Source organism: Leptolyngbya sp. FACHB-321 (genome assembly GCF_014695975.1).
In the GTDB taxonomy this organism is placed as follows: domain Bacteria; phylum Cyanobacteriota; class Cyanobacteriia; order Leptolyngbyales; family Leptolyngbyaceae; genus Stenomitos.
Genome location: NZ_JACJPI010000059.1, coordinates 26,257 through 39,937, shown reverse-complemented (window position 1 = coordinate 39,937; position 13,681 = coordinate 26,257). Strand labels below are relative to the sequence as shown.

Annotated in this window: 12 protein-coding genes and 1 pseudogene; 10 read left to right on the top strand and 3 right to left on the bottom strand. The window is 47.7% G+C overall.

The window, feature by feature from the left end; all coding sequences use genetic code 11:
- The first annotated feature begins 59 nt into the window (after positions 1 to 59).
- The 5 genes from H6F76_RS14115 (at position 60) to H6F76_RS31500 (ending at position 5,347) form a co-directional block, all read left to right on the top strand.
- Positions 60 to 1,688: a cation:proton antiporter gene (locus H6F76_RS14115; protein ID WP_190509081.1), complete on the top strand. Its 1,629-nt coding sequence runs from the start codon at positions 60 to 62 to the stop codon at positions 1,686 to 1,688.
- A 265-nt stretch (positions 1,689 to 1,953) separates the two neighbouring features.
- Complete coding sequence (locus H6F76_RS14110; RefSeq protein WP_190509078.1) at positions 1,954 to 3,696, top strand: hypothetical protein; 1,743 nt, start codon at positions 1,954 to 1,956, stop codon at positions 3,694 to 3,696.
- 770 nt (positions 3,697 to 4,466) lie between these two features.
- Entirely contained in the window at positions 4,467 to 4,850 is a 384-nt protein-coding gene (locus H6F76_RS14105) for a nuclear transport factor 2 family protein (protein ID WP_190509076.1), read from the top strand.
- Between the two features lie 9 nt (positions 4,851 to 4,859).
- Positions 4,860 to 4,982 (top strand): hypothetical protein, encoded by a 123-nt coding sequence (locus H6F76_RS31060; protein ID WP_277881232.1) that lies wholly within the window; start codon positions 4,860 to 4,862, stop codon positions 4,980 to 4,982.
- A 134-nt stretch (positions 4,983 to 5,116) separates the two neighbouring features.
- The gene (locus H6F76_RS31500; protein WP_347276028.1) at positions 5,117 to 5,347 is read left to right on the top strand and encodes an SDR family NAD(P)-dependent oxidoreductase; all 231 of its coding nucleotides are present in this window, start codon (positions 5,117 to 5,119) and stop codon (positions 5,345 to 5,347) included.
- A gap of 9 nt (positions 5,348 to 5,356) precedes the next feature.
- On the opposite strand, the pseudogene H6F76_RS14095 reads toward H6F76_RS31500, so the two are convergent.
- From H6F76_RS14095 to H6F76_RS14085, 3 genes and pseudogenes are all read right to left on the bottom strand, one after another.
- Positions 5,357 to 5,829: pseudogene (locus H6F76_RS14095) on the bottom strand (hypothetical protein).
- A 1-nt stretch (position 5,830) separates the two neighbouring features.
- Positions 5,831 to 6,064 carry a transposase gene (locus H6F76_RS14090; RefSeq protein WP_190509074.1) on the bottom strand — a complete coding sequence of 78 codons (234 nt, stop codon included), beginning with the start codon at positions 6,062 to 6,064 and terminating at the stop codon, positions 5,831 to 5,833.
- 9 nt (positions 6,065 to 6,073) lie between these two features.
- Complete coding sequence (locus H6F76_RS14085) at positions 6,074 to 6,268, bottom strand: transposase (RefSeq protein WP_242036658.1); 195 nt, start codon at positions 6,266 to 6,268, stop codon at positions 6,074 to 6,076.
- 171 nt (positions 6,269 to 6,439) lie between these two features.
- On the opposite strand from H6F76_RS14085, the gene H6F76_RS14080 reads away from it, so the two are divergent.
- From H6F76_RS14080 to H6F76_RS14060, 5 genes are all read left to right on the top strand, one after another.
- Positions 6,440 to 7,342 carry an AraC family transcriptional regulator gene (locus tag H6F76_RS14080; protein ID WP_190509070.1) on the top strand — a complete coding sequence of 301 codons (903 nt, stop codon included), beginning with the start codon at positions 6,440 to 6,442 and terminating at the stop codon, positions 7,340 to 7,342.
- A 910-nt stretch (positions 7,343 to 8,252) separates the two neighbouring features.
- Positions 8,253 to 9,560 carry a glycosyltransferase gene (locus H6F76_RS14075; protein WP_190509069.1) on the top strand — a complete coding sequence of 436 codons (1,308 nt, stop codon included), beginning with the start codon at positions 8,253 to 8,255 and terminating at the stop codon, positions 9,558 to 9,560.
- Positions 9,561 to 10,669: 1,109 nt separating this feature from the next.
- On the top strand, positions 10,670 to 11,599 hold the full coding sequence (locus H6F76_RS14070) for a glycosyltransferase family 2 protein (RefSeq protein WP_190509067.1): 930 nt from the start codon (positions 10,670 to 10,672) through the stop codon (positions 11,597 to 11,599).
- Between the two features lie 32 nt (positions 11,600 to 11,631).
- The gene (locus H6F76_RS14065; RefSeq protein ID WP_190509133.1) at positions 11,632 to 12,555 is read left to right on the top strand and encodes a glycosyltransferase family 2 protein; all 924 of its coding nucleotides are present in this window, start codon (positions 11,632 to 11,634) and stop codon (positions 12,553 to 12,555) included.
- Positions 12,556 to 12,570: 15 nt separating this feature from the next.
- Positions 12,571 to 13,638 carry a glycosyltransferase family 1 protein gene (locus tag H6F76_RS14060; RefSeq protein WP_190509065.1) on the top strand — a complete coding sequence of 356 codons (1,068 nt, stop codon included), beginning with the start codon at positions 12,571 to 12,573 and terminating at the stop codon, positions 13,636 to 13,638.
- The last annotated feature ends 43 nt before the right edge of the window (positions 13,639 to 13,681 follow it).

Genomic DNA, 13,681 nt, shown 5'->3' with positions numbered 1-13,681 from the left:
GTTAATGTCAACTTCCAACGCAAGTCACGGCAAGTCGTTCGTTCGCTGGAGATTGCGTGATGTTTGCAAGTCTGCTCTGGATCGTCTTGATGGGCTTTTTTGTTGGTCAGATTGCCCGTCGCTTAAAGGTACCCGCCCTGGTGGGGATGATCATCGTTGGGGTGATCTTGGGTCCACAAGTCGGAAATGTCATCAGTCCAGGCGTTTTGGATGCAGCGAATGCTTTGCGAATCATTGCAGTCATGGTCATCCTGATGAAGGCAGGGTTGGGACTAGACCGCGAGAAACTCAAGCAACAGGGAACAGTAGCACTGCGGTTAGGGTTTTTACCCGCCATCTGCGAAGCGATCGCGATCGCCCTTGCCGCGATCGTCATTTTTCGGTTCGATTTTTCTACAGGGTTACTGCTGGGCTGCATTATTGGGGCAGAGTCGCCAGCGGTGATTGTACCAGGCATGCTCCGGTTAAAGAGTTTGGGGTGGGGAGTCAGAAAAGGGATTCCTGATGCAATCTTGACGGGAAGTGCGCTGTCAAATGTGCTGTTGCTCCTGATCTTTAGCCTGCTGCTGGCGGTTCTCTCACAGGGAGCAACAACAGGAATCACCTTACACGGTGGCTTCACCCTAAGTGCCTTGCAGCTCTTGCCCTTGCAAATCGTACTTCAGATTAGTTTAGGTGTGTTGCTGGGAGCCTTCGCTGCTCGCGTCTTAGTGTCTCTGCTGGCAGAACAAAGCTGGACACAGACTGCCGTACAGGATACTTTAGTTGCCGCTAGCGTTGCCCTGCTGTTGGTGGTTTTGACTGAGCCATTCCCCTTCTATTCTGGCTATCTTGCCGTCCTGTCAATGGGTTTCTTTCTAACTAAGTTCGATGCACCCTTAGCCCGACGCTTGCGGGGTGGGTTCGATGGTTTGTGGACACTTGCCGAAATCTTCTTATTTGTCCTACTGGGAGCCAGTATTCAACTCAATGTTTTGGGCGCTGTGTTGCTGCCGGGCTTGATCTTGCTGGGTATTGGCACCTTGATTGGACGATCGCTCGGCTGGTATCTCTCCACCGTTGGCAGCAATTGGCACTGGCGAGAGCGTCTCTTTTTGCTACCCGGAAATTCGGCTAAAGCAACGGTTCAGGCAGCGATCGGCGCGATTCCTCTCGCCAATGGCATTACAGGCGGCGAAATCATTCTGGCGATCGCGGCACTCTCAATTTTAGTGACAGCCCCATTGGGAGCCTGGGCAATTCCGACATTTGCTCCTCGACTGTTGGAACGTGGCGAGGTCGATCCCACTAAAGTAGCGATCGCTCGTCGCATTACCATTTTGGCTGCTGTCGATACCTCTCCTCTGGCAGTGCAAGTGCTAACGAAAACGGCTGAACTGGCGCGTCGCAGCGATAGTCAGGTCATTGTGCTGCACGTGAGCCGCACTAACGATCCAACCGAGATGGAATGGCTCCGAACAAAAACACAATTGCTCCTAGCAGATATCCGCTATCGATTTATGACGGTGGAAGGGACAGCCGCAGAGGCGATCGTTCGCACTGCCCAGGACTACAACGTGGACGAAATTGTGCTGGGTAAACGAGGACATCAACCGTTGGACACCGTTCTTGTTGGGTCGGTTTCACAAGCCGTTTTAGAGTCGAGTCCCATTCCAGTCATGGTCGTGGAACAAGTGCCCTCGTTTTGAAGTCGCCGTACATAAGCGCTGCTCCAATAGCGACAGCAACTAACCAGACTGACTGCTGCAAGCCAAACGCTGAGAGCAAGTTACAGTTCATGGCTGGAGGCACTTTATAAAGCTTTCATGAGGACAGGGCTCAAATTGCTGTACGTCTTTGTCTCTGTTTACTAATAGGGTAGAACTAGCATAGAGATGCCCGTTGGTGCCCTACCAGATCGTTTTGACCAGCACAACCCACCTCACCGAAAAATCGCTTCTGAGGCTCCTCCCTATGGCTCACGGCTTAAAGCAATTCGCACAATTTTCAGCGATCGCCCTGATCACTGTTTTAGGTTCAACAAAGGCTGGAATCGCGATTGAATCGCAAGATGTGAAAGCACGCTTGCTGGCGGACATCGGCTTTCAATATGCCGCACTTGGAGACTCTCAACGTTCGACCGAAGTTTTAGAGCAAGCGCTCCGCTCCACCAAAGCGATGTCTGCTCGCTGCTTCCAAGGCAATCTTTTAGCAAAAATTGGCGGTGGCTATCTACTGGTAGGACAGGAAACGCAAGGCAAACAGCTCCTGACAGAGGCGCTTCAAACTGCCGTAGCCCAGGAAGCAACGCGCTGTAGTCGCAGTGGCACCTCTCCAACCGAATCCTTAGGCAACCGTGCCAAAGAGTACGCTGATGCCGGACACTTTGACCTGGCACTTGAACTGGGTCAGCGCTTAGTCGACCCCATGACGCTGGCAGAACTAGCCGGTTATCTCTCGGCGGCAGGGCAGCCTGAGCGCGCCACAAAGGTCTTAAACCAGGCGATCGATCGAGCTGAAAGTCTGACGCACCAGGCAGACAGAACCCAAATGCTGGTCGTGATGGCAGAGCGGCTTCGATGGGGTGAGCACAGAGAGCAGTCATCCGTTGTTCTGCAGCGAGCGCTAGAGAGCCTCAATGCTCCAGCACAATCCAAGCCAGCACCATCTAATCCAGTAAACTCCAAGCCAGCACCTTTCAGTGCCAAATTTAGTGCCGAATCGTTACAAGTTTCCTCAACCCTCCGCATAGCTAGAGTCTTTGCTGCCATTGGAGAGAACCAGCAAGCCATCGAAGTGCTCAATCAAGTTGTGCCAAAAATTCGGACCTTAGCAAGCCAACCCTTGCCGCTCGATCGAGTTGGGTACCAGATTGATGCTGCCCTTCAGTATGGTGAACTAGGGCAGAAGCGCCAGTCCGGTGACCTCCTGGCTGAAGCACTGGCAAGCGTACAAGGCATTCCCAGAGACGGCAGCTCTAACCGAGAGTATGCCGTGACCAAAATTGCCGAGGGCTATGCCAAGCTTGGTGACTTTAAGCAGGCACTACAACTCGCCCAAGCCATTCCCATTGCGAGTCAGCGCACGTCTGCGTTGGGGCAAATTGCGATCGCCTATGCCAAGGCAGGAAACCTGGATGCAGGAGTGAAACTGGCGCAGTCGATTAAAAACCGCAATGCAGTGCTGATAGAGGTTGTGAGACATCATCTTGGCAACAAACAGCCTGATCAAGCCTGGAATCTTGTCCAGACTTACCAGGTAAAGGGCATTTTGTCAGAGGTAGCTGTTGGTTTTGTGGAAGCAGGACAACCTGAAAAGGCACTGCAAATTGTTCAAACTGGCAACCTAAAAGGGTTTGTGCCAGACCTAGCACTCAGCTATGTGAAGGTAGGACAGCCTGATCAGGCTTTGCAGCTCGTGGCAAACCAACAGATGGAATGGATATTGCCTGCCATTGCGCGTGGCTTTGCAAAACAAGGACAACTCGACTCGGCACTTCGGGTAACGCAAGCGATGAATGATAAAAACTACAAAGCACAAGCACTGATTGCGATCGCCCAGGTTTACACTAAACAGGATGCAGCAGAGCAAGGCAGCATTCAGGCGCTGCTGACCAACCCTATGACCTTGCTCAGAAGCCTGTTCGGGGATTCAGAGCGGGAAAAAGCTGCTAAAAAAGTGCTGGATCAAGCGCTTCAGGTAACGCAATCGTACTAAACCATAGAAACAAAGGTAGCGAGGCTGCAACAAAACCCTACGCGATCGCTGTACTACCTGAGCAGCAGAGAATTCAGCAAAAAGCTTAGAAATTGAATTCTCGAAAATAGTCAGGTTCGCATGATGAGACAGCCCTGAGTTTTCTGCACTACTAAGGTCACTTGACTGACACAGTATTAGCGTTGCTATCAAAAACGAATTCGGCAATCGTCCAAAGGAAATTTGCTTCGCAAACAGCTAACATTGCCTTGCAAGTAGGCTCCTCTAGTCAAAGTCATCTGAAAGAGCACTTTAGCACCTCCTTGTAATGGCACTTAAGCAAGTCCGCTAACACCACAAGAATGTGACAAGGCATTGTAAGAATGTGAAAGAAGTTGAGTATTGGGACTCACTACACTATCAGTAAATAAAACGTGGAAGCAACCTCAGGAGTGAACCGCTGTTAATAATACTTAGACGGAAAATAATCTGTCTAACCTTCTAAATAAATGGTCATGAGTAAACAGGGCTTTTCGTAGGATGGGTTAGCAATAGCGTCACCCATGCTGCTCAAGGATTTGATGCGTTACGGCTACGCCCTTTAGCGAAGCCATGCCGCAGGCTTTACACATCCTACGTTTAATTAGGGCTGTCTAACCTCCTAGTTCGGAATGTATTACAGATTCGACTTCTGTCTAATCTTGCCATTTTGGGTAGATAGGCAGAATAGAAGGGAGAAAATTCGTCCAATAACAAGTTAGGCACTGTCCCATCTCCTTCACCTACCTTTTATGCCAAATCAACTTGCACCGGAAATCGAGTTGCTACGCGCAGCGTATGCGTCCTTCAACGCACGTGACCTTGATGCCGCCCTCGCCCTGATGGCTTCCGACGTGGTTTGGCCAAGAGCATTCAAAGGCGGTTTTGTCCATGGGTCTGAAGCAGTTCGCGCTTACTGGACGGAGCAGTGGAGCGAAATCAATGGACACGTCGAGCCAGTTACCTTTCACATAGAGGATGCTGGGCAGATCTTGGTCGAGGTGCATCAGGTCGTGCGCGATCTGTCTGGAGCCGTCCTTGCCGATGAAAACGTCGGTCACCGTTTCACCATTGAGGATGGCTTGATTCAAGCCATGGAAGTCTGCCCACTTCCATTGTCCGACCTCGATGCCTAACAACGTTAGGTGGAAGCTTCACAAAAAAAGGTAACCATCATGATGCTTGAAAATAAAGTGGCTTTAGTTACTGGCGGGAAAATAGGTATTAGTCGAGCCACTGCAATTGCGTTTGGTGCTGCTGGTACATAAGTGATCTTCTCCGACAAACCCGATGTAGAAAGGGAAGCAACTGCTACTCTGATTCGCGAGACGGGAGCGGAATGCTTGTTTGTCAAATCAGATGTATCGAGTGAAGCGGATGTGTAAGCCTTAGTGCAGAAAGCATCGCCGCCTACAACAACCTCGATTGTGCATTTAACAATGCTGGAATTGATCGGGTTGTTAAACCACTGCACGAACAATCGATCGAAGATTTTGACAAGATTCTGTCGATCAATGCGCGAGGGCTATTTCTGTACATGAAATATGAAATTCAACAGATGCTGATCCAGGGCGCAGGCGTGCTCATAAACAATTCATCAGCGAATGGCTCGTTGCGCGGTGTTGCTAAATAGTGGGAGGAATCAAGCAGGAATCGGGACATCTCGAAATTTAAAGTCTCGAAATTGCAAGTAGTAAAGTAACAAGCGGATTGAATGTCTCAGCCTTGCTTCTGATTTGGAATAGCACAATGTTTTGCGATGTAATCGTGCTAGACAGTGCCACAAGCGTGTGTTCTCGTCTTCAACTCGGTTTCCATTTCATCGAGTTTACCGACTTGTGGCACCACTTCTGAAGCATATGCATCAGGCAAGTGTTCACCAACCTGTTTGACTCAGGTAATGACAGTGGTATGGTGAACACCTGTGACTCGTTCAATCCCTGGAAAGCCTATACCGTTGATATACATCCGTAAGCACTGCTGCTTAATGTCGTCACTGTATCCTTGAGGCGAAGTGTAGCGATCAAGGAATTGACGATGATAACTGACACAGATGTAATTTTGCTTACCCCTTCTCTTGCTATGCTCAATCTCATCCTTGACCTCATCGAGAATATCACTCTCGCATTTCGCTATCAATGTCGTTCATTGTCACCACTGCTGCCAAGGGTTTTTCAGTTTTTTCGTCTACACCCAAGTGCAACTTCCGCCAAGTGCCCCGCTTACTGATGCCATGTTGCCGGGTCTTCCGCTCCCCTTCTCCATACACTTTGACGCCAGTAAAATCGACCACCCTATGCCGAGCACCACGCTTGGGCAGTACGGGTAAGGTGGCTGCGAACCGTCCCAAGCGTCACGCTCAGGTGCTGTGGTCGAGCACCGGCAGATCGATCTCCATTAACTCGAGGATTGATTCTAGAAATCCTTGGCACTGCCGTCCTGCTAACTTGTACACTGCCTTAAGCATTGTCATGGTGCAGATAGCGAGATCACTGTGGAAGTCTAAAGCTCCCGACTTGCCGCTGAAGTTGGGAATTACCCACTGCTCTAGCATGGCTTCGTCCATCCAGAATGTTAAGCTTTTCCGTTGCTTGAGTGCAGCGTTATACTCAGATGCAGTTGTGGATGCGGTAGCTCATTGCTATGAAGGATTGTTGGTGGTACTTCAACCCTACCACGTCACCTTCCCGCAACCCCTTCATGCAATAAAGCTAAGCCGAGGTAGATGCTGAAAACAAAAACTGTGACAGAGAACCTTCCTAAAGTGATCGAACTCGGTCAACGGTTTGATCATACAACTCCGGTGTTATCCAGTCGGCAAAGAGGCTGGAACGGGATTGTGGTTGAGCAGTATCAGCATCTTTCAAATTCATTTGAAGTTGAATTCCCAGCCCCCTCAGATCATTGGCTCGTCTTACCCTTAGGGCAACCTGTCCTTGTAACCCAAAAGTCTGACGATCGCTTGCATGAATCCATCATCCAGAGGGGCGACACCATCCTTGTTCCTGCTGGACAACCGAAGTACTGGTGTCGGCGCGAAGGCATCTGCTGTGCGGTGCACATGCACTTAAAACCGGAGATGATTAGGCAAACCGCTGAAGCATCTGAAATGGATACAAAACGAACCGGTCTTGTAGACTGTTCCGGTAAGCAAGATTTACAGCTGCATCAGATTGCCATGCTGCTTTTAGCTGAGTTGGAGTCTGGTGGCATGATGGGTCAATTGTATGTTGAATCACTCACTCAAGTATTAGCTATCCATCTTCTAAGACATTATTCTACCGTTACGCAAACCATTACATCTGAGAACAGAAGTTTAAATCATATTCAGTTGCAACAGACGATCGATTATATTCACACTTACCTGAATCGAGATTTGTCACTCGCTGAACTGGCAAGCGTCATTAATATTAGCCCCACATACTTTGCCAGTTTATTCAAACAAGCGATGGGAATATCGCCCCACCAATATGTGATTCAACAGCGAGTAGAACAGGCGAAAGTAATGTTAAAGAGAACAAATTTGACGATTGCTGATATTGCTTTACAAGTCGGTTTTTCCAATCAAAGTCACTTAACACGGCACTTTAAGCGATTCACCGGAATGACACCAAAACAGATTCGTTAAACATCATAAGAATGTGACAAACTGTTATAAGAACCTACAATTAGTTGAGCATTGGAACTTATTACACTCAGTTGATTAGGACAAGCGTAGCTGTTTTACAGTGAGGAGCAGAACGGAGCTACTCCTCCGTGTTGCCCTATGACGGTACTACTTTTTATGTCCTTTCTGTAAGTTGCAAAAACTGGTTAGTGGTAAGGTCGGTAAATCTAGACACGGCTAGCTCCTCTCCAATCGCTACTTCGGTACGGTCAACTTAACTGGGTCTGCTCAGAATGCAGCACAATCATGCTTCCATCATCAGGTACACTCAATTGATGCAGCAGTTTTCAGGCAAATGACTGCTTGCAGCTCAACGAGCGAGATTAATACTACAAGCTTAGACTTGGTGTGATCTAGCTACTTATTCCACTATCCTTTAATGCGCCACCAACGATTCCGACCGATCAACGAAAGTTAGAGAACGTGTCAGCGAAAGTTGGAGGTGAAAACCCCTTCCTGAGCTAGAAGGGCAATTTGACTAGAGCAGTTACGCTGTGAGCAGCCTTTAAGCCACCATTTTCTTGGTTAATCCGGGTTGCAGCCGGAAAGTGGTCATACGAAATTCTAGATGCCAAAACAAGGGTTATATGGAATTTTTATTTTGAGCTTTCTAATCTTTTTGCTTATCTAGTTTTTCGCTTGGTAGTGCAACGCCATTTTATAAGCTTAAGAGATTCGTCTTAGAGATTGAAAGCAGTATGTTAAACATAGAGAAAATAGCCTACAGGCTAACAACCCAAAGAGCGCGAACTTGCAAGATGTCTATGAGTCACGAAGTATAGTTTTATAGCGGCTCATTCGGAACGTTAGCCTTACTTGAATTTATGTGCCTTTAGGCTCACTTGCTTCCCCATCATTCACTTAAATGCTTATGACTCATTTCGGTATTATTTCTCCTACAGGTAGCCACTTAACTACCCACTTTGTCTTAGGCTATGAGCTTCAGCGACGTGGGCATCGTGTCACCTTTCTGAATATTTTGGATGCTCAGGACAAGATACTTGCCGCGGACTTCGGCTTTAGGGTCATTGGTGAGTCGGAGCGACCGATTGGTTCAGAAGCCGAAATCTTGACCCAGAGAGGCAAGTTAAGTGGAATAGCCTCATTGAAGCATTCTCTTAAAACTGCTGAACAAGATATGCGAGTGATTCTTCAGGATGCGCCGGCGGTGGTTAAAGCTCAAGAGATTGAAGCCCTCTTGGTTGATCAATGCTCTCCTGTTGGCGGAACAGTTGCAGATTATCTTAAAATCCCTTTTATTAGCCTGTGTGCCGCCTTGCCACTAAATCGAGACATTAGCATTCCACCAATCTTTACAACTTGGTCATATAGCCCCACTTGGAGGGCTAAAGTACGGAACCGCCTTGGTTATACCTTATCAACCGTCTTAACGAAGTCCATCAGGCAGTTAACGGCGGAGTATCGGCAAAAATGGAATTTACCGCCCCATGCTCATCCGAACGACAACTATTCTAAACTAGCTCAGCTCAGCCAGCAGCCTGCTGCCTTTGAGTTTCCTCGCGCCCTGCCACCGCACTTTCATTTTACTGGACCTTATCACAGCTCTCTTGGACGAGAGAGAGTCTCTTTTCCGTGGGATCAACTAACTGGACAACCGCTGGTTTATGCATCAATGGGAACCATTCAAAATCAGATTTTCCCTGTGTTTGAGACAATTGCTGCTGCTTGTGTCGGACTCGATGTTCAGTTGGTACTTTCCTTGGGGGGCGGCATGCCGTTGGAGGCAATGTCATCCTTGCCTGGGCAACCTTTGATTGTTAGTTATGCACCACAGCTAGAGTTGCTTCAAAGAGCCGCCCTCACGATCACTCACGCAGGTTTAAACACAGTTTTAGAATCATTAACCCATGGAGTACCAATGGTTGCGATTCCAATTGCGAATGATCAACCTGGAACCGCTGCTCGCATCGTTTGGGCAGGCGTAGGGGAGCTGATAGCCCTGTCCCATTTAACAGTTGCTAGTTTGCGATCAGTCATTCATCAGGTGTTGACTCAGGATTCCTATAGAGTTCAGGCATTGCGTTTAAAAGCGGCGATTCAGAGCTCTGGTGGGGTGCAGCAAGCAGCCAGCATCATTGAATCGGTGCTGGCATCAGGAAAGCCCGTTCTTAGAAATTCAGGTGGCATTATCAACTTAACGAACCACATTCAAAATTAGGCACGATTATTCCTAAGCCGTCTTGATCACTCTGGTTACGCAGCAGCATTTAGCCCAGCAACAGCTATGCCAATCTTCCAACCGTTGGCATAGCTGTTCTCGGCATCGTGTTGCACTCGGTTCATGTTGCTTTAGGTAAAAGTGCCCTCGAAGCGGTTCAAAGGCGGCTAGAAATCGTTGTGCTTGCCCCATAGATTTGAATCGCCGCATGCGTCGTTCTCAAACTCGTGTTGGCTGATGCGAATGCTTAACTCGGTTGTTCAATCCCTTTTGCTGTCGAGGTTCTATGCTCGGCATCACTCGTTTCTTTGTCGCTTCGTAACGCTTCAATTTGTCTGTAACGCTGACCCGGGGCACGAACTCTTGTTGCAGTAGCTGGGAGTACAGGAACCGGAAGCCGCGAACAAGGTGGAATCAGAACAATTATTCGATCGCAGCATTAACTTGACAATACTCTTCTACTGCCCAACTACAAAATGCAAACGTGGAGGCGAAACAAGATGTCAGCAGAAGAAATTGAACATAGCTCTCTCGTTTACGCGAACCTGTAGCGATGCCAATCCCACAAAAGTTGATAACTAACGTTCTAAAAGATTCGATGGGATGTTGAACTGTTGATGTTGGTTACTAAGTAACAGGCTCGATAACCCGGTTGAGTAGAATCTGGTTCACAGCAGCAACAGAAGCAATTGCATACCCATTTTTACGGTGTTTAGGGAGCGTACAAACGGGGATGATATGTCTGAGGCTCCTAACATAATTGTCAAGCACAGCTAGCGTTTCAGTTATGTTGAAGAAAGCATTTGTCGAACTCATATCGCGACTAACCCTGTAAATTTAGGTAAGTGGATTGTCAGCACAAATGTATTGCAAATCATCCAAACAGCGACATGAATCAGGCGAATATCTTATCAAGTTTTGTTAGACGCATAACGGCATAGATCGTGCGAATGCTAGGATGGCGACATGAATCAGGCGAAAAATATTTGTATTGCTAAAATGACTAAAAGCCCTTCTGAGTCTGGGGTCTAGCTGTTAAAATATTAGCGACATGATTGTGCGAACAGCAACATTTATTATGCAAATGTCCATGTGGGTGAGCGCATAAAATGGCGCGATTATATACTATTGCCGCCTACATTACAGCCTATGAGGATGCGATTGCCCTCAACGCCTGCGTGACAGCTTTACGATTCCAGTCTTACTGCATTCAACACATTCTGATTGTTGACAACTCAGCCCAACCGTTGAGGCTTTCAGAAGAAAATCAAGCGGACGATCGCGTTTTGGTCTGGCATTACCCTGAGAACATTGGCATTGCGGGAGGTTTGGCACTAGCGATTCGGTGGGCTAGGCAGCGCCAGTACGACTTTTTGTGGACGTTTGACCAAGACAGCGCCCCGGCTTCTGATTGTCTGGAGCACTTGCTAGCAGCATATGTGAAGCTGGCGACGGAGGCGTATGCGATTGGCATGATGGCTCCTACAGCGATCGATGCGCGTACGGGACAGACGGTAAAGCCAAGTCTATTTCTGGGCGATCGATTTCGTGGCTTCGCGCCAGCCAACCCCACTATGCCCTACGAATGCGATGCGCCGATCACGTCTGGGGCATTGGTGTCACTACGGACGGTCGAGCACGTGGAGCCTCCAGATGCAGGGCTGTTTATTGATGGCATTGACTTAGATTATGGGCTACGGTTGCGACAGGCTGGCTTTCACAATTTGGTTGTGCCAGATGCGGCAATGTATCATCGGTTTGGAGTGCCGTTTCAGCTTGAGATACTGGGTCGAAAAAAAGTGTTTCAGCTTTATTCGCCGCTGCGCTACTACTACATTTGTCGCAATCATACCTATCTTGAATTACGGCATTCGCAAGGATGGTATCGGTTGACGTGTTGCCTACGGCGCCTAAAATTCTTACTGCTGACAGTGCTCAAAATTTTAGCGTTTGATGCTGCTCCCAAAGGGCAAAAAGCGATCGCGTGCGTCATCGGCACGTATCATGGCTTTTTAGGAAAGCTGGGCAAAACCTGGTAAGGAAATAAGGGAATAGGGAGTAGTGAATGCAAATGAGCCCAGTTGTAGTTTCCATTATTTTAGTCAACTACAACGGCGCAGAAGTTGTACTAAACTGTTTGCGATCGCTCCTGCAATTTCTTCACACTGTTCCTTACGAGATCATTGTGGTTGATAATGCCTCTACAGACAGTAGTGCTGCCTTAATTGCTCAACACTTCCCAACTGTGAAACTCATTATACAAGCCGAAAATCGAGGCTTTGGAGCAGGCAATAACGTTGGTGCAACCGAGGCAAAAGGAGAATTTCTCTTTCTGCTGAATACAGATACGTTGCTTACCAGCGATGTGCTGCCACCACTGATAATGCTGATGAAAGAATACCCATCGGTTGGTATTATCGGGACAAAACTATTAAACGCAGATGGGACTTTTCAGCTTTCTGTGGCAGATGAAATTAGCATTGTTGGCGAGTATAACACACTGAAACAACTAAAGCAGTACACCGATCCTCAACAACGAGATGCGATCGAACAGAGATTTCAGCACGTTCAAACGGTGGATATTGTGATCGGCGCTGCCTTTTTTATCCGTCGATCGCTCTTTGAAACGTTGAATGGGTTTGATGAAACCTTTTTTATGTACTTTGAAGAATCCGATTTATGTCAGCGATCGCGCGCTCGTGGTTGGCAAGTGCTTTACACCCCTGATGTTGCAATCATCCATTTAGGCGGTTATTCTGTTGGCAAAGTATCTGATCGGATGCGGTTAGAATATCGTTGGAGTCAGATTTATTACTATCAAAAACATCGTCCGTTGTGGGAACAAGTTGTTTTAAGAGTTTATTTAATCGTTAAATTCACGATCGCTGCTTTAAAGGCACCTAGCCCAATTAATCTAAAAATCCTGCGCTTTATTCTAAATATTAATCATGCTCCAACACCATCAAAGCGGATTCATGCCGTTAAAAAGCTCTAGCGATCGTTTGCACTTATGACAATTTTGGTGAACCTATCTCCCGTTTTGCCACAGCCAACGGGCATTTCTACGTATAGCCTTAATATCGTCAAAGAGTTGCGATCGCTCAAACCCAATGTCGTCAGTTCGTTTAAAATTGAGGGCTATGCCTGGCATCGATCGCCACCTGATTTAACGGCTGCCTATGGTTTAAAGGGTCACTTAAAGCGGCTGCTCTGGACACAGTTTCAGTTGCCTAAGTTCTATCAAAAGCTAAACTCAACGCTACTGTTTTCGGCTTTACCAGAAGCACCGTTATGGTCAAACTGTCGTTCCGTCATCATGGTGCATGATCTCATTCCACTACACTTTCCCAAACGCTTTTCTCCAGCAACGCTATATAACCGACACTATATTCCTCAAGTCTTAAAACAAGCTGCTCATATTATCTGCAATTCGAATGCAACCGCTCAGGATCTTGTGCAGTTTTGTGGCATTTCAGCGAGCCAAATTACGTCTATTCCTCTAGCGTATGATGCTCAACACTTTCAGTTTTTAGACTTGCCAACGCAGAACTACTTTCTTTATCTGGGTCGTTTTGCACCGTACAAAAATGTCCAACGCGCGATCGCTGCGTTTGCTCAGTTGCCCAATAATTCAGACTATGAATTTTGGTTAGCAGGTCCACCCGATCTACGTCAGTTGCCACTATTGAAAGCGCAAATTGAAGCCTTGAAATTAACCAAGCAAATCAAGTTTTTAGATTACGTCGCTTATGATGCACTGCCGAAATTGCTGAATCAGGCGATCGGACTGGTGTTTCCGAGTCTATGGGAAGGGTTTGGCTTGCCAGCGCTGGAGGCAATGGCGTGTGGCACACCTGTGATCACATCAAACTTGTCATCTTTACCAGAAGTAACGGGTGATGCTGCCCTTTTGATCGATCCGTATGACGTGGCTGCGATCGCTCATGCTATGCATGATCTGGCAACAGATGAGAGTTTACGTGCTCAACTCCGCATAGCCAGCCTTGCTAGAGCCAGCCAGTTTAGTTGGGCAAAAACCGGACACGCAACGGCTGAAGTCTTGCAGCGTTTTAGCTAGGTTGGTACGTAGAATGCACGCAGATTCAAGGGATGGACGCAGG

Bases quoted from the DNA above. Each gene is read 5' to 3' on its own strand.
- H6F76_RS14115 (WP_190509081.1), top strand. From the start codon at position 60: ATGTTTGCAAGTCTGCTCTGGATCGTCTTGATGGGCTTTTTTGTTGGT.
- H6F76_RS14110 (WP_190509078.1), top strand. From the start codon at position 1,954: ATGGCTCACGGCTTAAAGCAATTCGCACAATTTTCAGCGATCGCCCTG.
- H6F76_RS14105 (WP_190509076.1), top strand. From the start codon at position 4,467: ATGCCAAATCAACTTGCACCGGAAATCGAGTTGCTACGCGCAGCGTAT.
- H6F76_RS14085 (WP_242036658.1), bottom strand. From the start codon at position 6,268: ATGCTAGAGCAGTGGGTAATTCCCAACTTCAGCGGCAAGTCGGGAGCT.
- H6F76_RS14080 (WP_190509070.1), top strand. From the start codon at position 6,440: ATGCTGAAAACAAAAACTGTGACAGAGAACCTTCCTAAAGTGATCGAA.
- H6F76_RS14075 (WP_190509069.1), top strand. From the start codon at position 8,253: ATGACTCATTTCGGTATTATTTCTCCTACAGGTAGCCACTTAACTACC.
- H6F76_RS14070 (WP_190509067.1), top strand. From the start codon at position 10,670: ATGGCGCGATTATATACTATTGCCGCCTACATTACAGCCTATGAGGAT.
- H6F76_RS14065 (WP_190509133.1), top strand. From the start codon at position 11,632: ATGAGCCCAGTTGTAGTTTCCATTATTTTAGTCAACTACAACGGCGCA.
- H6F76_RS14060 (WP_190509065.1), top strand. From the start codon at position 12,571: ATGACAATTTTGGTGAACCTATCTCCCGTTTTGCCACAGCCAACGGGC.